Annotated in this window: 17 protein-coding genes; 5 read left to right on the forward strand and 12 right to left on the reverse strand. The window is 68.0% G+C overall.

The annotated features are described in order from the left end of the window. Positions 1–91: 91 nt before the first annotated feature. The 5 genes from ligA to ACYQ07_RS09760 form a co-directional block, all read right to left on the reverse strand. On the reverse strand, positions 92–2,257 hold the full coding sequence (ligA, locus tag ACYQ07_RS09740) for an NAD-dependent DNA ligase LigA (protein WP_459880708.1): 2,166 nt from the start codon (positions 2,255–2,257) through the stop codon (positions 92–94). A gap of 39 nt (positions 2,258–2,296) precedes the next feature. Beyond that, complete coding sequence (locus ACYQ07_RS09745; protein WP_459880711.1) at positions 2,297–3,490, reverse strand: DUF2157 domain-containing protein; 1,194 nt, start codon at positions 3,488–3,490, stop codon at positions 2,297–2,299. A 75-nt stretch (positions 3,491–3,565) separates the two neighbouring features. Then, positions 3,566–4,684, reverse strand: a complete 1,119-nt coding sequence (locus ACYQ07_RS09750) for a pyridoxal-phosphate-dependent aminotransferase family protein (RefSeq protein ID WP_459880714.1) — start codon at positions 4,682–4,684, stop codon at positions 3,566–3,568. Positions 4,685–4,782: 98 nt separating this feature from the next. Continuing rightward, on the reverse strand, positions 4,783–5,964 hold the full coding sequence (locus ACYQ07_RS09755; RefSeq protein WP_459880717.1) for an inorganic phosphate transporter: 1,182 nt from the start codon (positions 5,962–5,964) through the stop codon (positions 4,783–4,785). A gap of 123 nt (positions 5,965–6,087) precedes the next feature. Continuing rightward, positions 6,088–6,531 (reverse strand): DUF5807 family protein, encoded by a 444-nt coding sequence (locus tag ACYQ07_RS09760; RefSeq protein ID WP_459880720.1) that lies wholly within the window; start codon positions 6,529–6,531, stop codon positions 6,088–6,090. A 479-nt stretch (positions 6,532–7,010) separates the two neighbouring features. Here ACYQ07_RS09760 and ACYQ07_RS09765 point away from each other — a divergent pair, with 479 nt between their 5' ends. Further along, the gene (locus ACYQ07_RS09765; protein ID WP_459880722.1) at positions 7,011–9,533 is read left to right on the forward strand and encodes a DEAD/DEAH box helicase; all 2,523 of its coding nucleotides are present in this window, start codon (positions 7,011–7,013) and stop codon (positions 9,531–9,533) included. Positions 9,534–10,205: 672 nt separating this feature from the next. Here ACYQ07_RS09765 and ACYQ07_RS09770 read toward each other — a convergent pair. Continuing rightward, a complete protein-coding gene (locus ACYQ07_RS09770) occupies positions 10,206–10,892 on the reverse strand; it encodes an Sjogren's syndrome/scleroderma autoantigen 1 family protein (RefSeq protein WP_459880725.1) in 687 nt (228 codons plus the stop codon). A gap of 52 nt (positions 10,893–10,944) precedes the next feature. Further along, complete coding sequence (gene sufU / locus ACYQ07_RS09775) at positions 10,945–11,364, reverse strand: Fe-S cluster assembly sulfur transfer protein SufU (protein WP_459880728.1); 420 nt, start codon at positions 11,362–11,364, stop codon at positions 10,945–10,947. A gap of 95 nt (positions 11,365–11,459) precedes the next feature. Between sufU and ACYQ07_RS09780 the strand changes: the two genes are divergently transcribed. Beyond that, positions 11,460–13,541 carry a S9 family peptidase gene (locus ACYQ07_RS09780; RefSeq protein ID WP_459880730.1) on the forward strand — a complete coding sequence of 694 codons (2,082 nt, stop codon included), beginning with the start codon at positions 11,460–11,462 and terminating at the stop codon, positions 13,539–13,541. A gap of 319 nt (positions 13,542–13,860) precedes the next feature. Further along, on the forward strand, positions 13,861–15,402 hold the full coding sequence (locus ACYQ07_RS09785) for a GAF domain-containing sensor histidine kinase (protein WP_459880733.1): 1,542 nt from the start codon (positions 13,861–13,863) through the stop codon (positions 15,400–15,402). Positions 15,403–15,586: 184 nt separating this feature from the next. Here ACYQ07_RS09785 and ACYQ07_RS09790 read toward each other — a convergent pair whose 3' ends face one another. Continuing rightward, positions 15,587–16,858: an aminotransferase class V-fold PLP-dependent enzyme gene (locus ACYQ07_RS09790; protein ID WP_459883046.1), complete on the reverse strand. Its 1,272-nt coding sequence runs from the start codon at positions 16,856–16,858 to the stop codon at positions 15,587–15,589. A gap of 160 nt (positions 16,859–17,018) precedes the next feature. Between ACYQ07_RS09790 and ACYQ07_RS09795 the strand changes: the two genes are divergently transcribed. After that, entirely contained in the window at positions 17,019–18,236 is a 1,218-nt protein-coding gene (locus ACYQ07_RS09795) for an SPFH domain-containing protein (protein WP_459880736.1), read from the forward strand. A gap of 710 nt (positions 18,237–18,946) precedes the next feature. On the opposite strand, the gene ACYQ07_RS09800 is transcribed toward ACYQ07_RS09795, so the two are convergent. From ACYQ07_RS09800 to uvrB, 3 genes are all read right to left on the reverse strand, one after another. Further along, complete coding sequence (locus ACYQ07_RS09800; protein WP_459880738.1) at positions 18,947–19,507, reverse strand: hypothetical protein; 561 nt, start codon at positions 19,505–19,507, stop codon at positions 18,947–18,949. Between the two features lie 66 nt (positions 19,508–19,573). After that, positions 19,574–20,107, reverse strand: coding sequence for a hypothetical protein (locus ACYQ07_RS09805; RefSeq protein WP_459880741.1), 534 nt, complete (start codon positions 20,105–20,107; stop codon positions 19,574–19,576). A 94-nt stretch (positions 20,108–20,201) separates the two neighbouring features. Then, positions 20,202–22,253 carry an excinuclease ABC subunit UvrB gene (gene uvrB / locus ACYQ07_RS09810; protein ID WP_459880744.1) on the reverse strand — a complete coding sequence of 684 codons (2,052 nt, stop codon included), beginning with the start codon at positions 22,251–22,253 and terminating at the stop codon, positions 20,202–20,204. Between the two features lie 1,129 nt (positions 22,254–23,382). On the opposite strand from uvrB, the gene serB reads away from it, so the two are divergent. Further along, positions 23,383–24,030, forward strand: a complete 648-nt coding sequence (gene serB / locus ACYQ07_RS09815; RefSeq protein WP_459880747.1) for a phosphoserine phosphatase SerB — start codon at positions 23,383–23,385, stop codon at positions 24,028–24,030. Positions 24,031–24,451: 421 nt separating this feature from the next. Here the strand turns inward: serB and hisB are convergent, their stop codons facing one another. After that, a complete protein-coding gene (gene hisB / locus ACYQ07_RS09820; RefSeq protein WP_459880750.1) occupies positions 24,452–25,042 on the reverse strand; it encodes an imidazoleglycerol-phosphate dehydratase HisB in 591 nt (196 codons plus the stop codon). Between the last annotated feature and the right edge of the window lie 60 nt (positions 25,043–25,102).

Below are 25,102 nucleotides of genomic sequence, written 5' to 3' on the forward strand. Positions count from 1 at the left end.
TAATTATCTCCCTACGCGCTGGGTGCTGCCGGTGCCGGTGTCTTCGATTGCTCACGGGCTCCGGCGTGTCGACCGACGACTTCGACTGCGCTCACGCTCCGCCCGCCTCGGGCGGCCACGCGATCCCCCTGTCCTCCAGTAGCGCCGCGAACTCGTCCTCGTCGAGGACGGGCACCCCCTCGGCGTCCGCGTCGTTCCGCTTCGACGCCCCGGGGTTCTCGCCGGCGACCAGGTAGTCGGTGTTACTGGAGACGCTGGAGGTGGCGTTCGCGCCGTGGGCCTCCACCAGCTCCTGGGCCGTGCTCCGGGTGACGGAGAGGGAGCCGGTGAACACGAAGGTGAGTCCGTCCAGTTCGTCGCCAGTCCCCGTCTCGACGGGTTCGGGGTCGACGCCGCGCTCGCGCAGGGCGCGGATCGCCTCGCGGTTGCGCTCGCCGTCAAGGAACTCGCGGATCGAGCCGGCGACCTCGGGGCCCACGTCGTCGACCTCCCGGAGCGCGTCCTCGTCGGCGTCGAGCAGCGCGTCGAGGTCGCCGAAGTGGCGGGCCAGCGCGCGGGCGGTGGTCGGACCGACCTCGGGGATTCCGAGCCCGGCGAGGAAGTCGTCGAGCGGCGGGTTTCGCGTGGCGTCCAGCTCGGCGACGAGGTTCTCGGCGCTGGTCTCACCCCATCCCTCGAGTGCCGCCAGCTCCTCCACGGTGAGGTCGTAGAGGTCGGGCAGCGACTCGACGAGCCCGGCCTCGCGGAGCTGCTCGACGCGCTCGGGACCGAGCCCTTCCACGTCTAGCGCGTCCCGCCGTGCCCAGTGCTCGACCGCGCGCTCCAGCTGGGCGGGACAGCCGAGCCCACCGGTACAGAACGCCAGCGGCCCGTCGCGCTCGACGGGCGAGCTGCAGACGGGGCACTCCTCGGGGAACGTGTAGGTTCCCTCGGAGCGCTTCTCCACCACGTCCGGAATGTAGGGGATCACGTCGCCGGCGCGGTAGATGCGCACCTCGTCGCCGACGTTCACGCCGAGCTTCTCGATCTCCTCGGGATTGTGCAGCGTCGCCCGCGAGACGGTGACGCCGCCGACCTCGACGGGGTCGAGCATCGCCACGGGCGTGAGACGTCCCGTCCGCCCCACCTGCACGACGATCTCCTCGACGGTCGTCGTCGCCGTGCGCGGCGGGAACTTGTAGGCGAACGCCCACCGTGGCGCCCGGGAGGTGGCGCCGAGCGCCTCGCAGGCCTCGCGGTCGTTCACCTTGATCACGGTGCCGTCGATCTCGTAGTTCAGGTCGTCGCGAACGTCGAGTATCCGGTCGCGGTAGTCGATGGCCTCCTCGATGTCACCGACCAGGTCGACCTCCTCGTTCCGCCGGAGTCCGAGGCGCTCCAGCGCGTCGAGCTCCTGCCAGTGGGTCGGCGGGCGTTCGGGGCCGGCGGTGCTCCCTCCGTCCCCCGCTCCGTTCTCTCCGTCGCCGACCTCCCACCCGAGCACGTCAAAGAAGAACACGTCGAGCGGCCGCTCGGCGACGACCTCGGGATCGAGCTGGCGGAGCGTCCCGGCGGCCGCGTTGCGCGGGTTGGCAAACGGCTCCTCGCCGCGCTCCTGAAGCGCCGTGTTGTACTCGTTGAACGCCTTCAGCGGCATGTACACCTCGCCGCGGACGGCGAGCAGGTCGGGCGCGTCGCCCCGCAGGCGGCCCGGGACGGATCCGATGGTTCGCACCTGCTCGGTGACGTCGTCGCCCTCGTATCCGTCGCCGCGGGTGACCGCGCGGTCGTACTCGCCGTCCTCGTAGACGACCTCGACGGAGAGCCCGTCGAACTTGGGCTCACAGACGTAATCGGCATCGGGGTCGATGCCGGCGTCCGCCAGCCCCGAGTGCACTCGCTCGTCGAAGTCGCGCACGTCCTCGGCCTCGGTGGAACTGTCGATGGAGCGCATGGGCGCGACGTGCTCGACCGTCTCCAGCTCGTCGACGGGTTCGCCTCCCACCCGCTGCGTCGGGGAGTTCTCCGTTGCAAGGCCGAACGCCTCCTCCAGCGCCTCCAGCCGCTCGAACAGCCGGTCGTACTTCGCGTCGGAGATGATGGGGTCCGCCTCCATGTAGTAGCGGTAGTCGTGTTCGCGAACCGCCTCACGGAGCAGCTCGACCTGCTGTTTGGCTTCCGTTTCCGAGAGCGCCTCGACCGGGTCGAAGTCCGTCGGAGGATTCACCACGTAGGGGTTCTCGTCGGGGTCGGCGTAGCGCGACGACGAGTTCGTCATTGTCGAAACGTTGCCCGCCCACCGCTTAAAAGGTGTGAGCTACGCCAGCCGGGCGAGCACCGCGCGCCGCCCGCGCTCGACGGCGTAGCCGACGCCGAGCAGGACGACGCCGACCGCCACCAGCGCGAGCGGTCCCGAGACCACGTCGACGAGGGGGCCGACCAGGAACGCGAACACGCCGAGGACGAACCCGAGCGTCGCCACGTTGACGAGCGTCGGCTCCCCTCGGCCGACGGCGGCCGCGACGAGCGAGAGCAGGACGGCGAGCAGGGCGGCCAGTGCGACGACCGCGACGGCAACGTCGCCGGCGTCGAGGAACACGTCGACCGCCCAGACGACGGCCAGCGCGAGAGGGGTCGTAACCGCGGGCGCGACCGCGTACCGGTCCTCCCGTCCGTCCGCACGCAGGAGGGCGACGCCGGCCGCGAGCGTCGCAGCGACGGCGACGAGCAGCGTTCCCGTGTGCGTCGTCCCCCACGGGACGCCCTCGCGAACGACTGCGACGTCAGCGGTCGCCGCCGCGAGCACGAGCGCGACGGTCGCGAGCGTCCCGCCGAGCCACCGGAGCGTGGCCGCCTGTCGCGGGCGCGGACCGTCGCCTGCCAGATGCCCGGCCGCGTACGCCGCGACACCGTAGAAGCCGACCAGCACGGTCGGGCTCCACGGCGTCAGCGCGGAGACGAGCGTCGCCAGCCCCAACAGGACGCCCAGTCCGGTTGCCGGCCGAGAGTCGAGGTGGCCCGCGACGAGGAGTGCGGCGGCGGTCCAGGCGGCGAGCAGCCACGGCTCCGCGGCGTCGGTTGAGATGGGGCTCGCGAGATCGGCGAGCCCGAACAGCGTGACGCCGGCGAAGACGGCCGCGAGCAGCCAGAGCCCGTGGCCGGTTCGGGGGCGGGCGTCCGCTATTCGGGCGCCGCCCGCAGCCGCACCCAGCGGGAGGGTGAGCAGAACGAGCACGCGCAGGGGGACGGGGATGTCGGTCCACTGCTGGACGAGAAACGCCCCGGCGCCGACGGCGACGAGCGCCCCGCCCATCAGCGCGAGCGCAACGACGAGACGGCGGTCGTCGGCCTCGGGGAGTTCGTGACCCTCGCCAGTGCGGTCCTCACCCTCGCCAGTGCGGTCGTCGGCCGCGACCTCCTCGTGTTCGCGGATCCGGTCTGCGGTGTCCGGGTCTATCAGCCCCTCGTCCGTCCAGCGGTCGAGGGCCTCTTGGAGGGCGTCGGAGTCCATGCCGGGTGGATCGCCGGCGTGGGAGAAAGTCGTTGGGGGCGTCCCCACGATGGCCGAGGGAGGATCCCGGCGCCGCTACAGTCCCGCCACGTCCTCGATCGCGTCCGTGAGCGCGCGGATGCTCTCCACGTCGTGCTCGCCCATGTGGCCGATCCGGAACGTCTTCTCGCCGAGCTGTGAGCCGTAGCCGTTCGAGAACGCCATGTCGTACTCCTCGCTCACCTGCTCGATGGTGGCGGCCACGTCGATCCCCTGCGTGTTCTCGATGCAGGCGACCGTCTGCGACTCGTACCGCGCCTCGGGGAACATCGCGAAGTGCTCGTCGGCCCAGTCGTGGACGTACTCCATCATCTCACGATGGCGCGTGTCGCGGGCCTGGTGGCCCTCGTCGAGCATGTGCTTCATCTGCTTGCGGTACGCGAGCATGACCGGGATTGCGGGCGTGGAGTGGGTCTGTCCCTTCCGGTCGTAGTAGTCGAGCGCGCGCTGGAAGCCGCCGTACCACGACGCGGACTCCTTCTCGACCTCACGCTCGTAGGCGTCGTCGCTGACCACGCAGACGGCGAGTCCAGGGGGCATCGCGAACGCCTTCTGGGTGGAGGCAAAGATCACGTCGATGTCGTGGGCGTCGATGTCGACGAAGTCGCCGCCGAGCGCGGAGACCGCGTCGACGACGAAGTACGTGTCCGGGTAGTCGGCAACCACGTCACCGATCTCCTCGATCGGGTTTCGGACGCCCGTCGAGGACTCGTTCATCACGCAGGCGACCACGTCGTACCCGTCGTCGCTCGCCTCCAGCGCCTCGCGGATGTCCTCGGGTTTCACCGCCTGTCCCCACTCGTACTCCAGCCGGTCGACGTCGCGGCCGAGGCGCTCGGCGACGTTCGCGTGGCGCTCACTGAAGCTCCCGCAGGTGGGCACGAGGAGGCTCCCGTCCTCGTCCACGAGGTTGAGCGTCGACGCCTCCCAGAACTCCGTGCCGGAGGCGGTGAGGATCATCAGGTCGTTTTCAGTGCCGAGGAACTCCTTCGTGTCCTCGACGATGGTGGTGTAGAGGTCGGTCATCCGGTCCATCCGGTGGCCGAACATCGGCTGGGCCATCGCCTCGATCACGTCGTCACGGACCTCGGTGGGCCCGGGGATGTACAGCGTCTTCTCGGGATAGTCGTCGGTGTACTCGCGCTTCTTCGTCATCTGATACCGGATAAGGGTGCGGGAAGGCTTTGGTAGTTGTGAATGGCGCACATCCGGTCGTCGGAACCTGAGCGGGGGCGAGCGCCGCGGCCCGCGGGCTACCAGACGAACCCGAACAGCACGTAGAAGGCGCCGAGCGCGCCGATCGTCGAGACGAGCGGGACGACGTTCTGCATCACGACGACGCGCGCGGTCGTCGTCGGGTTGAACAGGTCGACGGCGTCAGGGATGTCGTCGGGGTCCTCCTCGCCGATCTCGCGCACCTCGTCGCCGGGCTCGTCGGCGGCGAGCGCGCCCACGGACACCGCCGCCTCCTTCTCGCCGCGGATCCCCTCCCCGACGGTCATCGTCCGGGTTGCCCGCCCCCAGCCGAGGCCGACGATCGACATCGTCGCGACGATGACGAACGAGGCCGGAATGCCGATCGCCGACAGCCCGATCACGATCCCGGAGGCGACGACGGCCACGATGATGGCGGCAGTCAGGGGCAGCTCCGTGATGTCGTTGCCGAGCGTGTCGAGCGTCCGGCGGGCGATGGTGAACGCCCCGACCGCGACCGCCGCGCTCCCGAGCACGATCATGGGGTTCATGTCGACGACGCCCGCGCCCACCAGCGGCGCGATGGCGTTCGCGATGTTGGAGGTGCCCGAGGAGAACGCCATCAGACAGCCGATGGCGACGAGCACGACGGCGCCGGTGAGCTCACGCCGGGTGGTTCCCGGTCCGAGTTCGGGTTTGGGGACCGTGCCCGACCGGTCGAACTCCACTAGCGGCCCCTCGCTGGCGTCGATGGCGACCCACTGGTTGATCGTCGGGTAGAGGTACCGGCCGATGACGCCCGACACCCAGAAGCCGACGATCGGGGCGACGATCCACCAGACGGCGATCTCGCCCATCACGGCCCAGTCGAGGCTGTTCGTGGCGACCCCGAGCCCGGCGATCGCGCCGACCGCGGTCATCGACGTGGAGGCGGGCACGCCGTAGTAGTTGCCAATGAACAGTCCCCCGCCGATGAAGAAGAGGACGATGATACTCGTTTCGAGGGTGAACACGCCCGAGCGGGTGATGAGTTCCTCCCCGAGCGTGTCGACGACGCGCCGGCCGAGCGTGCCGGCACCCACGAAGAAGAACACCGACATGAGCGCGGCGGCACCCGCCTTCGAGAGCACGCCGGCGCCGACGGCCGGGCCGAACGCGGGGCCGGTCGTTGCCCCCCCGATGTTGTAGCCGACGAACGCCGCGACCACGAGGCCGACGGCGAGAAGCAGTGCTTCTGACATACTACGAGGTGCGCACTCGCCCGGGTTAAGCCGTCTGGCTTCGCCCCGCGGGCACCAGAGCGCCGCGCTGTTGTTCCACGGCGTCGGTCACGCCGCGGCGCTTATCCCGCGGCGTCGCGGTGCTCACTCCGCCGCGCGCTCCCCGACGACCCACTTGTGCGAGTAGCTCCCGCCGCAGGTACAGTGCGCGTACGCGTGAACAACGTCACCCTCGGCGTAGAGCCCGCCAACCTCCGGATTCTCCGCCTCCGCGAACGCGAACACGAACCGGATGTCGTGGGGGTCGTCGGGGCGCTCGTCGGCGAACGGACAGTCGCCGCCGTCGAGCCCGCGGGTGATCTCTCCTTCGGTCCCCATCGCCTCCTTGGCGAACTCCATCGCGCCCATGCCGGTGCCGGCCTGGAACGCGGAGCGGCCGGTTTCGCCGTCGAGCACCAGCCGGACGCCGCCGGCGGTCTCGGTGCCGACGTTCCACAGTCGGGAGTCGTCGTCGAGATACGCGTCGCTGATGAAGAGAACGACGTCGTCGAGCCGGTCGCCCGCCAGGAACTCGTCGAGTTTGCTCATACCGCCGCGGACGGGCGTGAGCCCTAAAAGGCGACCGTGTTGGGCCGCTGTACGGGGCGGTCGCCGTCGGTCAGCGGCCGCCGGTTGCTGGTCGCCGCCTCCCGACCACGGAGAAGCCCGTGGACCTGTCCGTGGGCGTCCGCCACGTAACCGGCTAGACACCCCATTCCGAGGGTTTCGATCCGACAGGAATCGGAGTAAGGATTAAGATGAACGACGGTGAGCATGTGAACGATGAGCGCACGCATACCGACCGGCGACCACCTGGAGGAGTGGGCCGAGCTGGTCGACGAGGACGTTCCCGAAACCGTTCGGGGCGCCCGCGATGAGGGCGGCGAGTAGTCGACGGAGTGTCGACGAGTAGCCGACGGGGAGCCGGCAGACCCCCGGCGATCGCCGTCGACCGCTTGCGGCCGCGGAGCGACTACTTTCACCGCGCACCCTGAAGCCTTTAGGCCGGTGACGGCTAAGAGTCGCCGATGGCGACCGAGGCCACCGGGCTTGACCACCCCCTGCTCGTCGACGACTTCCTCCAGCGCCGCCGCTACCAGCTGCAGCTGGCCGACGCGGCCCGCAACGCGAACACGCTGGTGTGTCTCCCGACCGGCCTCGGCAAGACGACGGTGAGCCTGCTGGTGACGGCCCACCGACTGCACGAGGCGGGCGGCAAGGCGCTGTTTTTGGCGCCCACGAAACCGCTCGTCCAGCAACACGCCGACTTCTACCGCGAGGCGCTGACGATCCCGGACGACGAGATCGTCGTGTTCACCGGCGACGTGAAACCCGACGACCGCGCCGCGCTCTGGGAGGACGCCCGGATCGTGATCGCGACCCCGCAGGTCGTCGAGAACGACCTCGTCGGCAACCGGGTGTCGCTGCGGAACGTCACCCACCTCACCTTCGACGAGTGTCACCGCGCGACCGGCGACTACGCGTACGTCTACATCGCCGAGCGCTACGCGGACGACGCCGCCGACCCCCTCGTGACGGGGATGTCGGCGTCGCCCGGCGGCGACACCGAGGAGATCGAGACCGTCTGTGAGAACCTCGGGCTGACGAACGTGGAGGTGATGACCGAGGAGGACGCCGACGTGGGCGAGTACACCCACGACACCGACGTGCAGTGGGAGCAGGTCACCCTCCCCGACGAGGTGATCGAGATCCGGGACGCGCTCAACGAGGTGATCACCGACCGTCTGGAGAAGCTCAAACACCTCGGCGTGACGAACACCACCAACCCCGACCTCTCCCAGCGCGACCTCAACGAGATGCGCGGGAAGCTGAAGCAGATGATGGACAACGACCAGTCGGACGGCTACAAAGGGATGTCCACCCACGCCGAGGTGATGAAGCTCCGGCGCGCGACCGAGCTGGTCGAGACGCAGTCGGTCGAGTCGGTGCGGCGCTACTTCGAGCGCCAGCGCAACGCAGCCCAGTCGTCCGGCGCCTCGAAGGCGAGCCAGCGGATGGTCGCCGACCCCAAGGTGCGCGAGGCGATGCGGAAAGCGGAGTCGTTTGACGGGCTCCACCCCAAGTTCTCGAAGGCCCGCATCCTGCTCGCGGAGACGCTCGGCATCAACGAGGGGGAGCGCGCGATCCTCTTTACGGAGTCGCGCGACACCGCCGAGGCGCTCGTCGAGTTCCTCGACGCGAGCTTCGACGTGCGGAAGTTCGTCGGGCAGGGCGACAAGGAGGGCTCCGACGGAATGACCCAGAAGCAGCAGCAGGAGACGCTCCAGGAGTTCAAGGACGGCGGCTTCGAGGTGCTCGTCTCCACCTCCGTCGCCGAGGAGGGGCTGGACGTGCCCGAAGTCGACCTCGTCTGCTTTTACGAGCCCGTCCCGACCGCCATCCGCTCCATCCAGCGGAAGGGGCGGACCGGCCGGCAGGCCGAGGGGAAGGTCGTCGTGTTGATGGCCGAGGACACCCGCGACGAGGCGTTCTTCTGGATCTCGCGCCGGCGCGAGAAGCAGATGGCCTCGGAGCTGGCCGAGCTCAAATCGGCGACCGACGACATCGAGGAGTCCGTCGGCGACGACGGCCAGGCCGGCCTCGACGCCTTTTCAGGGGGGAGCGGCGATGGCGACTCGGCGGGAGCGACGGACGCTGGTGGGTCGGGAGCCGAGGCGGCGACACCCGATGAGCCGGAATCCGAGGACGTGGACTCCGACGACGGCGACGACCCCGCGCTCGTCGACTACGCCGAGGAAGTGCGGGAGGAGGCAGGCGAGGAGGAGAGCGCAGGTGAGGACGACGAGGCGGGCGCGGACGAAGCCGACGACGCGACCGCTGGGGACGACGACGGCGTCGTCGCAACCGCGGGCGAGGGCGCGGCCGGCGGCCCGGAGCCGGAGGGCGTCGAGGTCGTGGTCGACCAGCGCGAGCTCGACTCCGGCATCGCGAAGGACCTCTCGACACGCGACGGCGTCGTCACCCGGCTGGAGACGCTGGCGGTCGGGGACTACGTGCTCTCGGACCGGGTCGCAATCGAGCGCAAGTCGGCGGCCGACTTCGTCGACTCGATGCTCGATTCCGACCGCTCGATGTTCCAGCAGGTGGGCGAGCTCTCGCGGGCGTACGCCCGCCCCGTGATGGTCGTCGAAGGCAGCAGCCTCTACGAGCAGCGCGACCTCAACCCGAACGCGATCCGCGGTGCGCTGGCGTCGCTCGCCGTCGACTTCGACGTGAGCGTGTTGCGGACGGAGGACGCCGGCGACACCGCCGAGCTGCTGGAGACGATCGCCCGCCGTGAACAGGAGACGCGCGACCGCGAGGTGAGCGCTCACGGCGAGAAAACGACGAAGACGCTCGCCGAACAGCAGGAATACGTGGTGTCGTCCATCGCGGATATCGGGCCGGTCACGGCGCGGTCGCTGTTGGAGCACTTCGGCACCGTGGAGGGCGTGATGACGGCTCGGGAGGACGACCTCTTGGAGGTGTCCGGCGTCGGCAGCGTCACCGCCGAGCGCATCCGGGACGTGATCGGCAGCGACTACGAGTAGAACGCTTTTAAGTGGTTGTCCGAGGGGGTGCGCCGGCGTACGCCGCTTACGGCCCAGCACACGGTTTGTAAGCGGTTGGCGTCGTTGCGGGAGTGAGCACGTCGACCACCTCCTCCAAAGCCCCAGCCGGCTCCTTATAAGCGAGTTGAGCGGTTTATGCGGTGAGCATGACGGCAAACACCTCCAAAGCCCCAGCCGGCTCCTTATAAGCGAGTTGAGCGGTTTATGCGGTGAGCATGACGGCAAACACCTCCAAAGCCCCAGCCGGCTCCTTATAAGCGAGTTGAGCGGTTTATGCGGTGAGCATGACGGCAAACACCTCCAAAGCCCCAGCCGGCTCCTTATAAGCGAGTTGAGCGGTTTATGCGGTGAGCATGACGGCAAACACCTCCAAAGCCCCAGCCGGCGACGACTCGCGCGGCTTGCTGCGCGCTCAAAAGGCCTCTCCGCACCGCTCGGCCTTTTGAGTGCTTGCGGCGCCGTGCTTCGCCCTCGCCGGCTGCCCCTTTGAGTCCCGCCCCGCACAGCACGGCACCGCAGCCTCAGCCCTCCCCAACCTCGGCGGAGAGCACGCCGGCGGAACCGCACCGCTCGCCGGCGTGCTCCCACCTCCCTCGCGCGCGTTTCTCGCGCGCGCCACAGCACGTGGTCTTCTTAAAAAGTCGTGTCGCGCTACTCCAGCGCGGCGAGCGTCTCGGCGGCCTCGCGGGCCGCACGGAGGTGCTCGCGGGCACGACGGGGGTCGTCGGTCTGCTCGGCCGCGCGGGAGAACTTCGTCAGCGTTCGGACCAGCGAGGCACGGGCGTCGGCGACACCGGCGACCGGGGATCCGGTGTCGACGGGCGCTTGGTGACCGGATTCGGCGGCTCCCGCCTCCGCGCCGGTTTGCGGCGGTGACTGCCCCGACTGCTCCGACTGCACTGGCTGTGGCGGCTGCCGAGGCGGGGTAGTGCGGTCGTCGGCTCTCGGCGTCTCGGGCTGCTGGCTGGCGGCTCCCGGCCGGCCGCCGGCCTGCGGGTTCACGGCGGTTTCGGCGGGCTGGTCGGTCGGGCCTCCTGCTGGACCGCCGGCGTCCGCCGCCTCGGTCGCCTCGGCCGCCTCGGAGGTACCCGCTCCACCCGCTTTACCGGCGGCCTGCCCGCCCTCCCCGGGGCGGTTACAGGACGGACAGAACTCCTGCCCATCGTGACGGAATATCGGGTCGCCACAGCGGTCACAGTGCTGATCCGTCATCGTCGCCCCTTTTAAGAGGAGCTCCGACATCCGCTGGGTGTGCTCGCGCTTTTCGTCGTCCTCCGCGAACTTCTCGCGGAGCTTCCGGCGTTCAGCCTCCTTGTCGAACTCGTCGGCGTCGCTCATGGGCGGATCAACGGTCGTCGGGAGGAAAAGTGCGACGGGCTCGGCGCCGGCGTCAGTCTTCGGTCTTCGTCCGGTCCACGTCGAGCTCGCCCTCGTGGATCTTCGCGCCGTCCTGGGTCACCTGCCGGCCGAGAACGGCGCACTTCACACGCATCGGCGAGATGTCGACGCCGAGCATCTCCGTGATGTCGTCGGTGTCGAGCTCGTCGAGCTCGTCGAGCGTCATCCCCTGGAGGCGCTCGGAGAGCATGCTTGCGGACGCCATCGAGATGGCACAGCCGTCGCCGGTGAACGCGACGCGTTCGATCGTCTCGTCGTCGTCCGCGAGTTCGACGTCGACGCGGATCGTGTCCCCACAGGAGGGGTTCTCGCCGACGTGCGTGAAGTCCGGGTCCTCGAGTTCCCCGTAGTTGCGCGGGTTCTTGTAGTGGTCGAGGATCTGCTGTCGGTACATGTCCGAGCCCAGTCCCATTGTCGAGCGAACGTAGGCTACTCCGCCTCAAAAGCGTTCCGTCGGTATGCGTGATCTCCCTGCGCTTTAAGGGGGCTGCGGCGAAGTTGTGTGGTATGTCGACACCCTACGGAGAGTGGCCGTCGCCGGTCGCTCCCGAAGACGTCGCGGCCGGCGGCCGCGGCTTTGCGACCGTCACGCTCGACGGCGACCACGTCTACTGGCTGGAACGGCGTCCCTCCGAAGATGGACGCGGCGTCGTCTGCCGCGCGCCGGCGGACGGGAGCGCGGATTCCACCGGACCCGTCGAGGAGCTCGTCCCCGACGACTTCGACGTGCGAACGCTGGTCCACCAGTACGGCGGCGGCGACCTGCTCGTCGCCGACGGCACCCTCCTCGTGGCGAGCATGGACGACCAGCGGCTCTACCGCCTTCCGGCGGACGGGAGCGCGGAGCCGACGCCGATCACACCGGAGCCGCCCGAACCGCTAGCATACCGTTACGCGGACATGCGGCTCGCGCCAGCCGGCGATACCGTCTACGCCGTCCGCGAGCGCCATGTCGGCCCCGGAACCGAGGACGAACCCGTCAACGAGCTGGTGCGGTTCCCCCTGCATCCGGACTCCCGCAACGAGACCGACGGCGTCGTCGACGACCCGACTGTCGACGACCCGACCGTCGTCGCCACGGGCTACGACTTCTACGCCGCGCCACGCCCTGCCCCCGGGGGCGACCGCCTCGCGTATCTGCGATGGAACCACCCGAACATGCCGTGGGACGCCACCGAACTCGTCGTCGCAGAGATCGACGAGGCGGGCGACTTCGCTGCCGAGCGCGTCGTCGCGGGCGGTCCCGACGAGAGCGTCGTCTCCCCGCGCTGGTCGCCCGACGGCGTCCTCCACGCCGCGACCGACCGCACCGGCTGGTGGAACCTCCACCGATTCCCCGGCGCGGGCACGGACGACCCGGAGTCCCCCGAGAACCTCCACCCGACCGAGGCGGAGTTCGGCGTCCCGATGTGGCAGCTCGGCGTCTCGACGTTCGCGTTCCTCGACGACGGCCGGATCGCGACGCTCGTCACGGAGCGCGGCGAGCCGAGCCTCCGCCTGCTCGACCCGGAGACGGGAGCTCTCACGGACCCCGACTTGCCGTACTCCTCGTTCCGACCGGCGTCGATCCGATCGGACGGCGAGCGCGTGGCCTTCGTCGGCCACCAACCGGACGCGCCGACTGCGGTGGTGGAGTGGATGCCGGTGGAAGACGGAGAGTCGCCCCACCACCACCGCGAATCTACGGACGACGCACTCGACCCGGCCTACGTCTCGACGCCGCGCACGCTGACGATCCCGACGGGCGACGCGGTCGGCGCCACGGATGCCGAGACGTACGCCCACTACTACCCGCCGCACAACCCCGACGTGACGGCGCCCGACGACGAGCACCCGCCCCTGCTGGTCACGGTTCACGGCGGCCCAACCAGCCGGTCGGAGGCGGCGCTGTCGTCGTCGACGCAGTTCTGGACGACCCGCGGGGTCGCCGTGCTCGACGTGAACTACCGCGGCTCGACCGGCTACGGCCGGGCGTACCGCGACGCGCTCGACGGCGAGTGGGGGGTTCGGGACACGCTCGACTGCGTCAACGCGGCCCAGTACGCCGCCGCGGAGGGGTTGGCCGACGCCGACCGCCTCGCCATCTCCGGCGGGAGCGCCGGCGGGTATGCGGTTCTCTGTGCGCTCGCGTTCCACGACGCGTTCGACGCCGGCGCGAGCTACTACGGCGTCGCGGACCTGCAGGCGCTCGCGGCCGAGACTCACAAGTTCGAGTCGCGCTACCTCGACGGGCTCGTCGGCCCCCTGCCGGGCGCTGAAGAGGTCTATCGGGAGCGCTCCCCCGTGTACCACGCCGACGGAATCACGGCGCCGCTCCTGATCCTTCAGGGTGGCAAAGACGAGGTGGTGCCGCCCTCGCAAGCGGAGGCGATGGTCGACGCGCTGGTGGGGAACGGAACGCCGTACGCCTACGTCGAGTTCCCAGAGGAGCGTCACGGTTTCCGGAACGCCGACAACGTTGCCCGGGCGCACGCCGCCGAGCTCGCCTTCTACGGGGAGGCGTTCGACTTCGAGCCCGCCGGCGACATCGACGGCGTCGACGTGCTCGTGGGGGAGCACCCGCCGGAGCTTTCGGGTGAAGGGGAGTGAACTGCTGGCGGTGACTCCGAGTTGACGTATGTGGCGCCCGGGCCGGGCGGAGAGAGGGCTGGATGGTCTCGTTTCACCGATTCACGTAACATGTGGATCGACCATTGGGGCTCTTCTTGATTTCGAATCCTGCTCCCCACCTCGTGAAACGTGCCACGTGCGTATCTCACACTTGCTCTCGGTATTGCGAATCGGCGGCCGGAATTCGGTTCAATCATAAATTACTGATCACTGATACGACCTAGGTATTTTTGATTATAATAAGTAATGGCCAATTGGTTTTTATATCTGTCTCTCGTACCAGTAAAGAATCAAAGCTATGACTGCCACGACCCTTTCCGGTGACGACGCCCGGCACAAACTCTACGGCATCATGCGGGGGGAGTCGGCTTTCGAGGAGAAAGCCCAACGTGCGCTCGACCTCGGGAAGCGGTATCTGGATGTGGAGAACGGTCATCTCACGCGAATCGACGAAGGAACCGCTCACTGGGAGGCGGTCGTCAGCACTGACACCCCCGATGGCCAGTTTCCACCGGGGCTCGAACTCGATTTCAGTACCACGTACTGTCGACGAACCATCGAGGCCTCGTCGCCAGTAGCCCTCTCGAACGCCCCGGAACAAGGGTTGGAAGACGACCCAGCGTTTGAGGAACACGGGCTTCATTGTTACCATGGGACCACGCTTACTGTAAATGACGAGCCCTATGGTACGGTCTGTTTCGTGAGCGAGGACCCTCGTGAAGAACAGTTCGGCGAATCCGAAACGATGTTCGCCGAGCTCATCGCGCGGATGCTGGAACGCGAGCTCGAACACGAGCAGCACGAAACCCGACTCACGAGACAATCGAACCTGGCAACGGTACTCAATCGAGTGCTGCGTCACAACATTCGGAACGATATGACCGTGATTCGGGGGTATACACAGCTAATGGCGGAAACGGAGAGCAACGATGGCCATGCGGAGAAGTCGCTCCGAAAAATCGACGAACTGCTGGCGTTGAGCAATAAGGCGCGTGAACTCGACCGAGTCGTGGATTCGACTGCCGAACGAGCCCCGGTAAATATCGGTGCACTCACGGAGGAAGTTGTCGAGGAATTTCGGACGGACTACCCGGAAGCTACGTTTCGACTGGACGTTGACGACGATCCTGAAGCAGCCGTTTTCCCGACGTTCGAACGCGCGATCGAGGAACTCATCGAGAACGCCGTCAAGCACGCTGGCCCATCACCGGTCGTCGAGCTAACTGTCGAACGAGTGCCGAACTCGGTCAAGATTGACATCACCGATAACGGTCCGGGACTTGACGAACAGGAGCAGGCGGTGTTCACCACCGGGAGCGAGACACCGTTGATCCATGGGAGCGGACTGGGGCTCTGGGTCGTTCACTGGATCGTGACGAGCCATGGTGGCAGTTTGGAGGCGTCGGTCAACGAGGAGGGCACCACGATGACGATCACGGTCCCGCATGGGTCCGACGTGGCGTCCGACGATACGGTTTCCGAGCTCCAACGAGCGCGAGATCTGTATGAAGCCGCATTTGAGGAGGCAATGGATGCGATGGTCATTTTAGATGACGATGCGAAGATACTGGACGCAAACGAACGGACGGAGAAAATCTTCGGCCTAGGTCATCAGGAATTGTTGGGGCGGTCAATCCGAGAGTTTCTTTCCGACGAAATCGATTTTGAAACGGGATGGGCTGATTTCCTCGATGATGGTGACATCGACACCGCCGAGTTCATTCGGGCGGATGGCGAGACTCGAGAGGTTGAATACACGGCCAAACCCGACGTCATTCCGGGGCAACATTTCATCATCTATCGAGATATCTCCGAGCGTCTGAAAATCGAGGACGAGTAGCGGGCGTACGGCTACTTGCCAACAGCATTCTGAATGACTGTTCCGATCCGTTGTCCGTCTTTGATCCCCGCGACCGACGGTTCGGGGAGAGGTCAATCCCCCGGGCGGGCCGTTGAGAATCCGGTGAGGTAGACGGCGGGGAACTGGCGGAGTCGACGCGTCGAAACGTCGGTGAGTCGCCCGGTTAGGCGAACAGCTCCTTCGCTTCCCGCACCGCCTCGACCAGCTTGTCGACCTCCTCGACGGTGTTGTACACGTAGAAGGAGGCGCGCGCGGAGGCGGCGATCCCCATCGACTGGTGGAGCGGCTGGGTGCAGTGGTCGCCGGCGCGGATCGCGACGCCGTAGTCGTTGAGGATCGAGGAGAGGTCGTGGGCGTGGACGCCCTCGACGTTGAACGCGACGAGGCCGCCGCGGTCGTGGCCCGGCGGGCCGTAGATCTCCACGCCGCCGAGCGCCTCCAGCTCGTCGTAGGCGTACTCCGCGAGCAGGTCCTCGTGGGCCTGGACGTTCTCCATGCCGAGGTCCTCCATGTACTCGATGGCGGCCGCGAACGCGATCCCCTGCGCGATGGAGGGCGTGCCGGCCTCGAACTTCCACGGGAGGTCCTCCCAGGTGGAGTCCTCGAAGTCGACTCGGCGGATCATCTCGCCGCCGTAGAGGTACGGCTCCATCCGGTCGAGGATCTCCTCACGACCGTACAGCGCGCCGATGCCGGTGGGGCCGCACATCTTGTGACCCGAGAACGCGAGGAAGTCGACGCCGAGCTCGTCCACGTCGACCGGCCGGGTGGGCGCCGACTGGGCGGCGTCCGCGAACATCAACGCGTCGTGGCGGTGCGCCATCGTCGAGAGCTCGCGGATCGGGTTGACGGTGCCGAGCGTGTTCGAGACGTGGACGACCGACACCATGGCGGTGTCGTCGTCGATGCAGGCGGCGGCGTCCTCCAAGTCGAGCACGCCCTCGTCCGTCACCTCGATGTAGCGCACCTCGGCGCCGGTCTTCTTGCCGATCTGCTGCCAGGTGACCAGCGAGGAGTGGTGTTCCATCTGCGTGAGCACGACGTTATCCTCCGGGCCGAGCTCGTTGAGCCCCCAGGCGTACGCGACGAGGTTCATTGCCTCCGTCGTGTTCTTGGTGAAGACGACCTCCTCGCGCCCCTCGGCGCCGATGAAGTCGGCGACCGTGTCGTGGGCCTCCTCGTAGGCGACGGACGCCTCCTGGCTCAGCTGGTGGATGCCGCGGTGGACGTTGGAGTTGTAGCCGCGGTAGTAGTTGGCGATGGCGTCGACGACGGGCTCCGGCGTGTGCGTCGTCGCCGCGTTGTCAAGATAGACGAGCGGCACGTCGTCGGTGGGGTCCTCGCCGACGACCGTCGGATCGCCGCCGACCTTGCGGTCGAGGATCGGGAAGTCGTCGCGGACCGCCTCGACGTCGAACGGATACTGTTCTTGCACTCCCATTGTCCTCTCTAAGGGCATCGAGCACCAACACACCTTCGGTCCGGCACGAATCGCCGGCGTCGCGGACGCCGGGTGCCGGCGGCCGTCGCCTTGCCCCGCTTACGCTCCCTCGACTCGTGCGAACTGTTAACGTTGTCGAACCGTAAGGTCGAGTATGGGAACGCAAGGTCCTCGTTCCGGCGACGTACAAGTCGACTTCGACGACGCCGTCGGATCGGTTCCGGACACGGTCTGGCAGTACCTCGCGCTCGGCGTCGCGCTCATCGTCGGGGTCGCGCTGTTGAGCCAGAGCCTCGTCTACGGAGTCGCCGGGCTCGCGCTGTTGCTCGTCCTCGTGACGATCGTGAGTGCCGTCGAGATCGTCGACGCCTACGACAAGGAGGCGCTGACGGTGTTCGGCGAGTACCGCGGCCTGTTGGAGCCCGGCGTCCACCTCGTCCCGCCGTTCGTCTCGCGCACCTACGCGTTCGACATGCGGACACAGACGATCGACGTGCCGAGCCAGTCGGCGATCACCCGGGACAACTCCCCGGTACAGGCCGACGCGGTCGTCTACATCAAGGTGATGGACGCCAAGAAGGCGTTTCTCGAAGTGGACGACTACAAGAAGGCCGTCTCCAACCTCGCACAGACCACCCTCCGTGCCGTCCTCGGCGACATGGAGCTCGACGACACGCTCTCCCAGCGTGACCGGATCAACGACCGGATCCACGACGAGCTCGACGAGCCGACCGACGAGTGGGGAATCCGCGTCGAGGCGGTCGAGGTCCGCGAGGTGAGCCCCTCACAGGAGGTCCAGCGCGCCATGGAACAGCAGACCGGCGCCGAGCGCCGGCGGCGCGCCATGATCCTCGAAGCACAGGGGGAGCGGCGCTCCGCGGTCGAGCAGGCCGAGGGTGACAAGCAGTCGAACATCATCCGCGCGCAGGGTGAAAAACAGAGCCAGATCCTCGAGGCGCAGGGTGACGCCATCTCCACGGTTCTCCGCGCCCGGTCCGCGGAGTCGATGGGCGAGCGCGCCATCATCGAGCGCGGGATGGAGACCCTCGAAGAGATCGGCAAGGGCGAGTCGACGACCTTCGTCCTCCCGCAGGAGCTCACGAGCCTCGTCGGTCGCTACGGCAAGGCGCTCTCCGGCTCCGACGTGCAGGAGATGGAGGGACTTGAGGGGAAGGAGTTCGACGAGGAGACCGAGAAGCTGCTCGGGTTGGAGGACATCGAGAGCGCCCTCGAACAGCTCGACACGGTTTCCGACGACGACCTCCGGACGGACGAGACGCGGGACGCCGATACGGCCCGCGACGCCGACCTCGAGCGCGAGGGGAACCGCGACATCTCGCTGGAGACCGAAAGCGAGAGCCCGGGGAACTGAGCCGTCGCGAGACGGACCGAATCGGGTGGTGAGATTCGGGAGGGTTCCGGCGGGTTCGCGTTTTCGGATTTTGGATTTTAGGTCCGCTGAAATCTTATAAACGAACGCGCGGTGCGGTGGCGCGCCCGACGAGCGCCCAGCGGGTGCTCGTCGGCGCGCGAGGGAGTCGTCGCCGCAGGCGACGACGAGGCTGGGGAGGCGTGAGGTGCGGTCGCTGTGCGGTTCGGGGTGGGACTCAAAGGGGCAGCCGTTCCCGCCGCAGGCGGGAAACAGCGAGACGGTCCCCCGACCGTCTCGCCCGTGGTCCGGGACGACGGGCGACGTAAGCACTCAAAAGGGCGAGCCGTGCGAGCCCTTTTGAGCGCGCAGCGAGCGTCCCGCGAGCGGTGCGAGCGGGACGACGGAAGTCGCAGCCCGCGAGCGCTTGAAAAGCGCGAGCCGGACCGTCTTCCGGACCCCTCGACCGGAGCCGGCTGGGGCTTCTGAAGGCGGTCCTCGCGTGCGCAGAACCAGCAACTCACCAAACAAACGCTCCTTATAAAGGAGAGACGGAACCATTCACGTCTCGCTTATAAATACCCACCCACTCGCCTGATACATCCACTCCCGATACCACTCACCAACGATCCTGTACTGACCACAGGGGGAACCAAACGTATCAATTTCTAATCACTCCAACAGAGGCGGATTTTGAGATTTTTCGGGTGGCGTTACGACGGCGTCCAGCTTTCGCGGTCAACGCCCCACAGCAGCGCCACCGCGACGCCGCCGCCGAGCAGTCCCGCCACGAGCGTGAAGCCGGGTGCGGGCGACAGGGAGGCGGCGACCAGCAGGACGGCGGCGCCGGCGAGGAGGGCGACGGTGTCGCCTTTTAAAGCTCCGAGCGTGACTGGAGCGACGGCACCGCCGGCGACGGCGCCCGCGACGACGAACAGGTGTGGATCTGGGACGGCCAACTCGCCGATTGCGGCGGGCTCGACGCCCGCGGCGACCGCGATCCCCACGCCGGCGAGCACGCCGACGACCGGCGCCGAGAGGCTGGCGCGCGGCGCGAGCGACCGATTCCCGGCGGCCGCGATGCCCGCCACCGCGAGGACGGCGCCCGCCGCCACCAGCGCCGCGGGCGCGGCCCCCACCACGGATGCGGGCTCCGCCAGGTTCGGGAGCGTTGCTCCCTCGACCGCCGACCAGAGCGCGAGCGGCTGAGTGAACAGGAGCAGCGCGAGTGCACAGAGGAGCACGCCGAGCGCTCGGCGTCGAACGGAGGTCATGCTCGAAGGTACGCTGCCACTGGCCTTAAAAACACCCGACTGCGGCCGGGTCGCTGTCGGATACCCTCACAGCGTGACGGAGGCGCGCTCCCCGCCGAAGGAGACGGTGACACGCTCGACGGTGCCACGGCGGTCGGTCAGCCTGATGAGGAGCGTTTTCACCACCTCGTCGTCGGGGCCGCCGTGGCCGATCTCGTCGACGGCGATCCGCAGCGACTCCCGGCTGGTACGGCTGACGGAGCCGAGCCGGAGCTCGACGGCGGGGGTGGTCACGCGCTGGGCGGCCACCAGCACGCTCCCGCCGCCGTCGTCGAGAAACTCCGTGTCGTCGACGAACGCGGCGGCGGCGTCGTAGTCGTCCGAGTCGGGACTGAGCGCGTCGGTCGCACCCTCGGCGGCGGTGAAGGAGGCGGCGTGGACGCTCGCGGCGCGCCCGGCGATCCCCGTCGACTCGGTGAGCACGTCGCCGTTCAGCGACCGGCTGCGTACGTCCACGTCGCCCGGCGTCGTCGCCGACAGGTCGTGGATGCGGTCGACGCAGCCGGCAAGCAGGCTCACCACCGAACCCCCCGCCGTGAGAACTGCGTGACGCCGTCGCACGTGCGACGGTCCGCGCCGAGGGATAAAAAGCTCGCTGTCGGGTTTCTCGGTGCGTCGTGCGACCATCCCTGTTCGCCGCGTGTTCGCCGCGTGGCTACTCGTCGACCATCGGCGCCGGCACGCCGTCGTCGCGCTCCAGCTCGAACGCCGTCCGCAGCTCCGCGATCCGGTCGCGGATGTCGGCGGCGAGCTCGAACTCCAGGTTGCTCGCCGCCTCGTTCATCCGGTCTTCGAGCGCCTCGATCTGGGCTTCGGCCTCGTCTTCGGACTCCACGTCGCCGACGCTCACGCCGGAAGTGTCGGTCTTCGAGCCGGGGAGGTTCGTCTCGCTCACCGGTTTGTCGATGGTCGTCGCCTCGTAGCCGTGCTCGGCGTTGTACTCCAACTGGATCTCCCGGCGGCGCTGGGTCTCCTCGATGGCGGCCTCCATCGAGTCGGTCATCCGGTCGGCGTAGAGGACGACCTCGCCGTTGACGTTCCGGGCGGCCCGCCCCATCGTTTGGACGAGGGTGGTCGTCGAGCGCAGGAACCCCTCCTGATCAGCGTCGAGAATGGCGACGAGGCTCACCTCCGGGATGTCGAGCCCCTCCCGGAGCAGGTTGATCCCGACGAGCACGTCGATGTTGCCGAGCCGGAGGTCCCGGATGATCTCGTGGCGTTCGAGGGTGTCCGTCTCGTCGTGCATGTACGCCACGTCGACGCCGGCCTCCTCGAAGTACTCCGTGAGGTCCTCGGCCATCCGCTTGGTGAGGGTGGTGACGAGGGTGCGCTCGTCGCGCTCGATCCGCTCGTCGACCCGTTCAAGCAGGTCGTCTACCTGTCCAGTCGCCTCCGTCACCTCCACCTTCGGGTCGACGAGGTGGGTGGGGCGGACGATCTGCTCGACCACCCGGTCGGAGTGCTCGCGCTCGTAGTCGCTCGGCGTTGCCGAGACGTAGAGGGTGCGGTCCGTCTTCTCCTCGAACTCCTCGAAGGTGAGCGGCCGGTTGTCGTAGGCGGTGGGCAGCCGGAAGCCGTTCCCGACGAGCGAGTCCTTCCGGGACTTGTCGCCCTCGTACTGGCCTTTGATCTGGGGGATCGTCTGGTGGGACTCGTCGATGACGGTGAGAAAGTCGTCCGGGAAGTAGTCGAGCAGCGTGTAGGGGGCGTCGCCGGACTCGCGGTCGTCCATGTGGACGGAGTAGTTCTCGATGCCCGAGCAGTAGCCCGCCTCCCGGAGCATCTCGATGTCGAACGTCGTGCGCTCCTCGATGCGCTGGGCGGCGACGAGGTCGCCCTGCCGCTCGAAGTGGCGCACGCGTTTCTCCATGAGGTCCTCGATCTCCGCGATCGCCGTCTCCAGTTTGTCGTCCGGGATCGAGTAGTGCTCGGCCGGGTGGACCATCACGGCGGGCTCGTCGGAGACGACCTCCCCCTGCATCGGATCGACCTTCAGCATGCGGTCGATCTCGTCGCCCCAGAGCTCGACGCGCACGGCGTACCGGCCGTACATCGGGTAGATCTCGACGGTGTCGCCGCGCACGCGGAACGTGCCCTGCGTGAAGTCCACGTCGTTGCGCTCGTAGTTGAGGTCGACGAGCCGCGTGAGCAGCTCCTCGCGACCCACCTGCTCGCCCACCTCCAGCTCCATCGCCATCTCCCGGTAGTTGGCCGGGTCACCCAGCCCGTAGATGGCCGAGACGCTGGCGACGACGATCACGTCGTCGCGAGTGAGCAGCGAGCGCGTCGCCGAGTGGCGCAGGCGGTCGATCTCCTCGTTGATCGACATCTCCTTGTCGATGAACGTGTCCGTCTGTTCGACGTACGCCTCCGGCTGGTAGTAGTCGTAGTAGGAGACGAAGTACTCGACGGCGTTGTCCGGGTAGAGCTCGCGGAACTCCTCGTACAGCTGGGCGGCGAGCGTCTTGTTGTGGGCCAAGACGAGCGTGGGCTGGTTCAGCTCCTCGGCCACCCACGAGACGGTGTTGGTCTTCCCGGAGCCCGTCACCCCGAGCAGCGTCTGGCGCTCGGCGCCCGACTCGAACCCCTCGACGAGCTCCGCGATCGCCTCCGGCTGGTCGCCGGCGGGCTCGAACGGCGCGTCCACCCGGAGGGGTTGGTCGGCCGTCGGGCGGTCCTCGGACAGCGGGGAGTCGGCGTCGCTCACGATACGAGTCGTTGGCGACGCAGACACTTGAGCGGCGCGCCGGCGATACGCTTGGGCACGGACTGTTCACTGGTGGGTCGGTCTGTTTGCGTCGAACGCGCTCTTATAAGGTCGGATGGCTCTGTTGAAATCCCATTCTTTAGACACACTCTCACCTGCAACGGCTGGTTGATGAAGCGTACTTGTTGACCGATATCGGGAGTGGGTGTTGCAGGTCTTCGCCGGCGATGTGATATATAAACGGTCGAGAGTTTCAGCGACGCTTGCTTATAAATGGGTGCGCGGTGCGGTGGCGCGCCCGGCGAGCGCCCAACGGGCGTGAGCCGGCGCGCGAGGGAGGTCGGCGGCGGCCGCGGCGGTGCGGTCCCGCGGCCGCCGTCGACCGAGGCTGGGGAGGTGTGAGGTGCGGTTGCGGAGCGGTGCGGGGTGGGACTCAAAGGGGCAGCTGGCTCCGGGAAGACGGGCGACGTAAGCACTTTTCAGGGCGTCGGGCTGTGCGGAGAGACGCCCTGAAACGCGCGCAGCGAGCCCCTCGACCGGAGCCGGCTGGGGCTTTTGAAGGCGGTCCTCACCAGCGTAGCACCAGCAACTCTCCGGACAAACTCTGCTTATAAGTGGTACACATCACCATCCACGCCCCGCTTATAAACGCCGAACCTGCTCACGTAATACACCTACTCCCGAAGTCGATCAACAAGTGCTCTATACTGACCACAGGGGCAGACAACCTATCACTCTCTAAGGGTTTCAACAGAGCCGGTTGGATAGTCGTCGGGTATGTCTGCACGAAGGCGTCGAAAGCCCTCGCCGTGCTCTCCCCGCCGCGCCTCGCTGCGCTCCTCGCTCTCAACACCGCCCGCTGCGGTGCTTGCTTCGTCGGGGCGGGGAGAGCGCGGCGACCCCTTTCAGTCCCACCCGCCAGCACCGCACCTCGCGCCTCCCCAGCCTCGCCGCCGTCGGCCGCCGCTTCGCTCCGGCCGACGGCGGGCTCCCTCGCGCGCGTTTCTCGCGCGCGCCATCGCAACCGCACTGCGGATCGGCGGTGTGGACGTGGGGTGTCAGCCAGCTATCGACGACGTTTGCGCCGATCGCCTACTTAAAAAACCCCGCAGGTCCAACGGTCGGGTAGATGCGACTCATCGCGTTCGACTTCGACGGCACGCTCTCGGACTCGGAGATGACGGTCCTGCTCGCGGAGCGCGCGGGCGTCGCCGACGAGGTCGCCGAGATCACCGAGCGGGCGATGAACGACGAGCTGAGCTACGCCGAGAGCCTCTACCAGCGCGCGGAGCTGCTGAAGGGGCTCGACGAGGACGAGGTCGAGTTGGCGTTCGACGAGGTGACGCTCCGTCCCGGTGCGGCGCGGCTCATCGAGCGCCTCCAGGCGGAGGGCCATCACGTCGCCGTGCTCACCGGCGGCTTCGAGCGAGGCGTCGCGCGCGCGCTCGAAGCGGAGGGCGTCGAGGCCGACACCATCATCGCCAACCGGCTGCCACTAAGCGGCGGACGGCTCACCGGCGAGGCCGAGGGGCCGCTGATCGAGGGGACGAAAGACGACGCGCTGGCCGAGCTCGCCGACGAGCTCGGCGTGCCGATGGACCGCACGACCGCGGTCGGCGACGGCGCCAACGACCTCCCGATGTTGGAGGTCGCCGGTCTCTCCGTCGGCTTCCTTCCCAAACCTGCGGTCCGCTCGGCATGTGACGCCGTCGTCGCCTCCATGTTCCGGCTCGGCAAGGTGTTCGAGGGGTACCGGCTGCTGCCGAAAGAGCAGTAGGCGGCGTCGTATTCGGATCCCTGCGGTCCCTCCGTGACCCCTTCCCTTCCGGTGGAGGTTGCCGACGACGGTCGCCGAAGTCGCCGCTGGCGTCGCGGTGGTGCTGGTGTCGGTCGACGTGATCGCACCGTAGTTCGACGTGAAATCGGGGTGTTGGGCGCCACCAACGGCAACCGCGGTAGTTCGGTCGCTCGCTCTCAGCCGGGCGTGGACGGCGCACCGACCTTCCCCGCCCAGCACCGCGACCGCACCTCAGCCCTCCCCAGCCTCGGCGGTGAGCGCGCCGGCGGACCGCACCGCCACGCCGGCGCGCTCCCGCCTCCCTCGCGTGCCGGCTCGCGCCCGTTGGGCGCTCGCCGGGCGCGCCGGTTCGAAAATTCGGTGTCGGGTCGCTTTCTCGGCGGCGAATCCGAGTTGCCGCTTATAACGTCCCTTTCGTGCTGGGCGTGTCGCTGCGCCGCTCGTCGTGGCGGGTGGCGTCGTCGAGCGCGCGGGCGAGCGCCTTAAAAAGCGCCTCCACCTCGTGGTGGGCGTTGTCGCCGCGCTCGACGGCGGCGTGAAGCGTGAGGTCGGCGTTCATCGCCAGCGAGAGCGCGAAGTGGTCGGCCATCACGCTGGTGAACTCGCCCACCTGCTCCTGGGAGAACTCGCCGTCGAACTCGTAGTAGGGGCGGCCGGCGACGTCGACGACGACGCTCGCGACGGCCTCGTCGAGGGGGACCCGTCGGTCGGCGTAGCGCCGGATCCCGCGTTTGTCGCCGAGCGCCTCGTCGAACGCCTCACCCAGGCAGATCGCCACGTCCTCGACGGTGTGGTGGTCGTCGATGTGGGTGTCGCCGTCACAGCGGACCGTCAGGTCGAAGAGGCCGTGTTTGGCGAACGCCTCCAGCATGTGGTCGAAGAAGCCGATCCCGGTGTCGACCTCGCCGTCGCCGTCGCCGTCGACCGCGAGGGTGAGGTCGATCTCCGTCTCGCCGGTTCTCCGCGAGACGGCCGCAGTACGGTCGCTCATAGCGGACCCTCGCGGGCGAGCGTTAAGGTGGTTGCGCTCGGGACGCCCTCCGACTCGACC

This window comes from Halorubrum gandharaense (assembly GCF_054654575.1).

Bases quoted from the DNA above. Each gene is read 5' to 3' on its own strand.
- ligA (WP_459880708.1), bottom strand. From the start codon at position 2,257: ATGACGAACTCGTCGTCGCGCTACGCCGACCCCGACGAGAACCCCTAC.
- ACYQ07_RS09745 (WP_459880711.1), bottom strand. From the start codon at position 3,490: ATGGACTCCGACGCCCTCCAAGAGGCCCTCGACCGCTGGACGGACGAG.
- ACYQ07_RS09750 (WP_459880714.1), bottom strand. From the start codon at position 4,684: ATGACGAAGAAGCGCGAGTACACCGACGACTATCCCGAGAAGACGCTG.
- ACYQ07_RS09755 (WP_459880717.1), bottom strand. From the start codon at position 5,964: ATGTCAGAAGCACTGCTTCTCGCCGTCGGCCTCGTGGTCGCGGCGTTC.
- ACYQ07_RS09760 (WP_459880720.1), bottom strand. From the start codon at position 6,531: ATGAGCAAACTCGACGAGTTCCTGGCGGGCGACCGGCTCGACGACGTC.
- ACYQ07_RS09765 (WP_459880722.1), top strand. From the start codon at position 7,011: ATGGCGACCGAGGCCACCGGGCTTGACCACCCCCTGCTCGTCGACGAC.
- ACYQ07_RS09770 (WP_459880725.1), bottom strand. From the start codon at position 10,892: ATGAGCGACGCCGACGAGTTCGACAAGGAGGCTGAACGCCGGAAGCTC.
- sufU (WP_459880728.1), bottom strand. From the start codon at position 11,364: ATGGGACTGGGCTCGGACATGTACCGACAGCAGATCCTCGACCACTAC.
- ACYQ07_RS09780 (WP_459880730.1), top strand. From the start codon at position 11,460: ATGTCGACACCCTACGGAGAGTGGCCGTCGCCGGTCGCTCCCGAAGAC.
- ACYQ07_RS09785 (WP_459880733.1), top strand. From the start codon at position 13,861: ATGACTGCCACGACCCTTTCCGGTGACGACGCCCGGCACAAACTCTAC.
- ACYQ07_RS09795 (WP_459880736.1), top strand. From the start codon at position 17,019: ATGGGAACGCAAGGTCCTCGTTCCGGCGACGTACAAGTCGACTTCGAC.
- ACYQ07_RS09800 (WP_459880738.1), bottom strand. From the start codon at position 19,507: ATGACCTCCGTTCGACGCCGAGCGCTCGGCGTGCTCCTCTGTGCACTC.
- serB (WP_459880747.1), top strand. From the start codon at position 23,383: ATGCGACTCATCGCGTTCGACTTCGACGGCACGCTCTCGGACTCGGAG.
- hisB (WP_459880750.1), bottom strand. From the start codon at position 25,042: ATGAGCGACCGTACTGCGGCCGTCTCGCGGAGAACCGGCGAGACGGAG.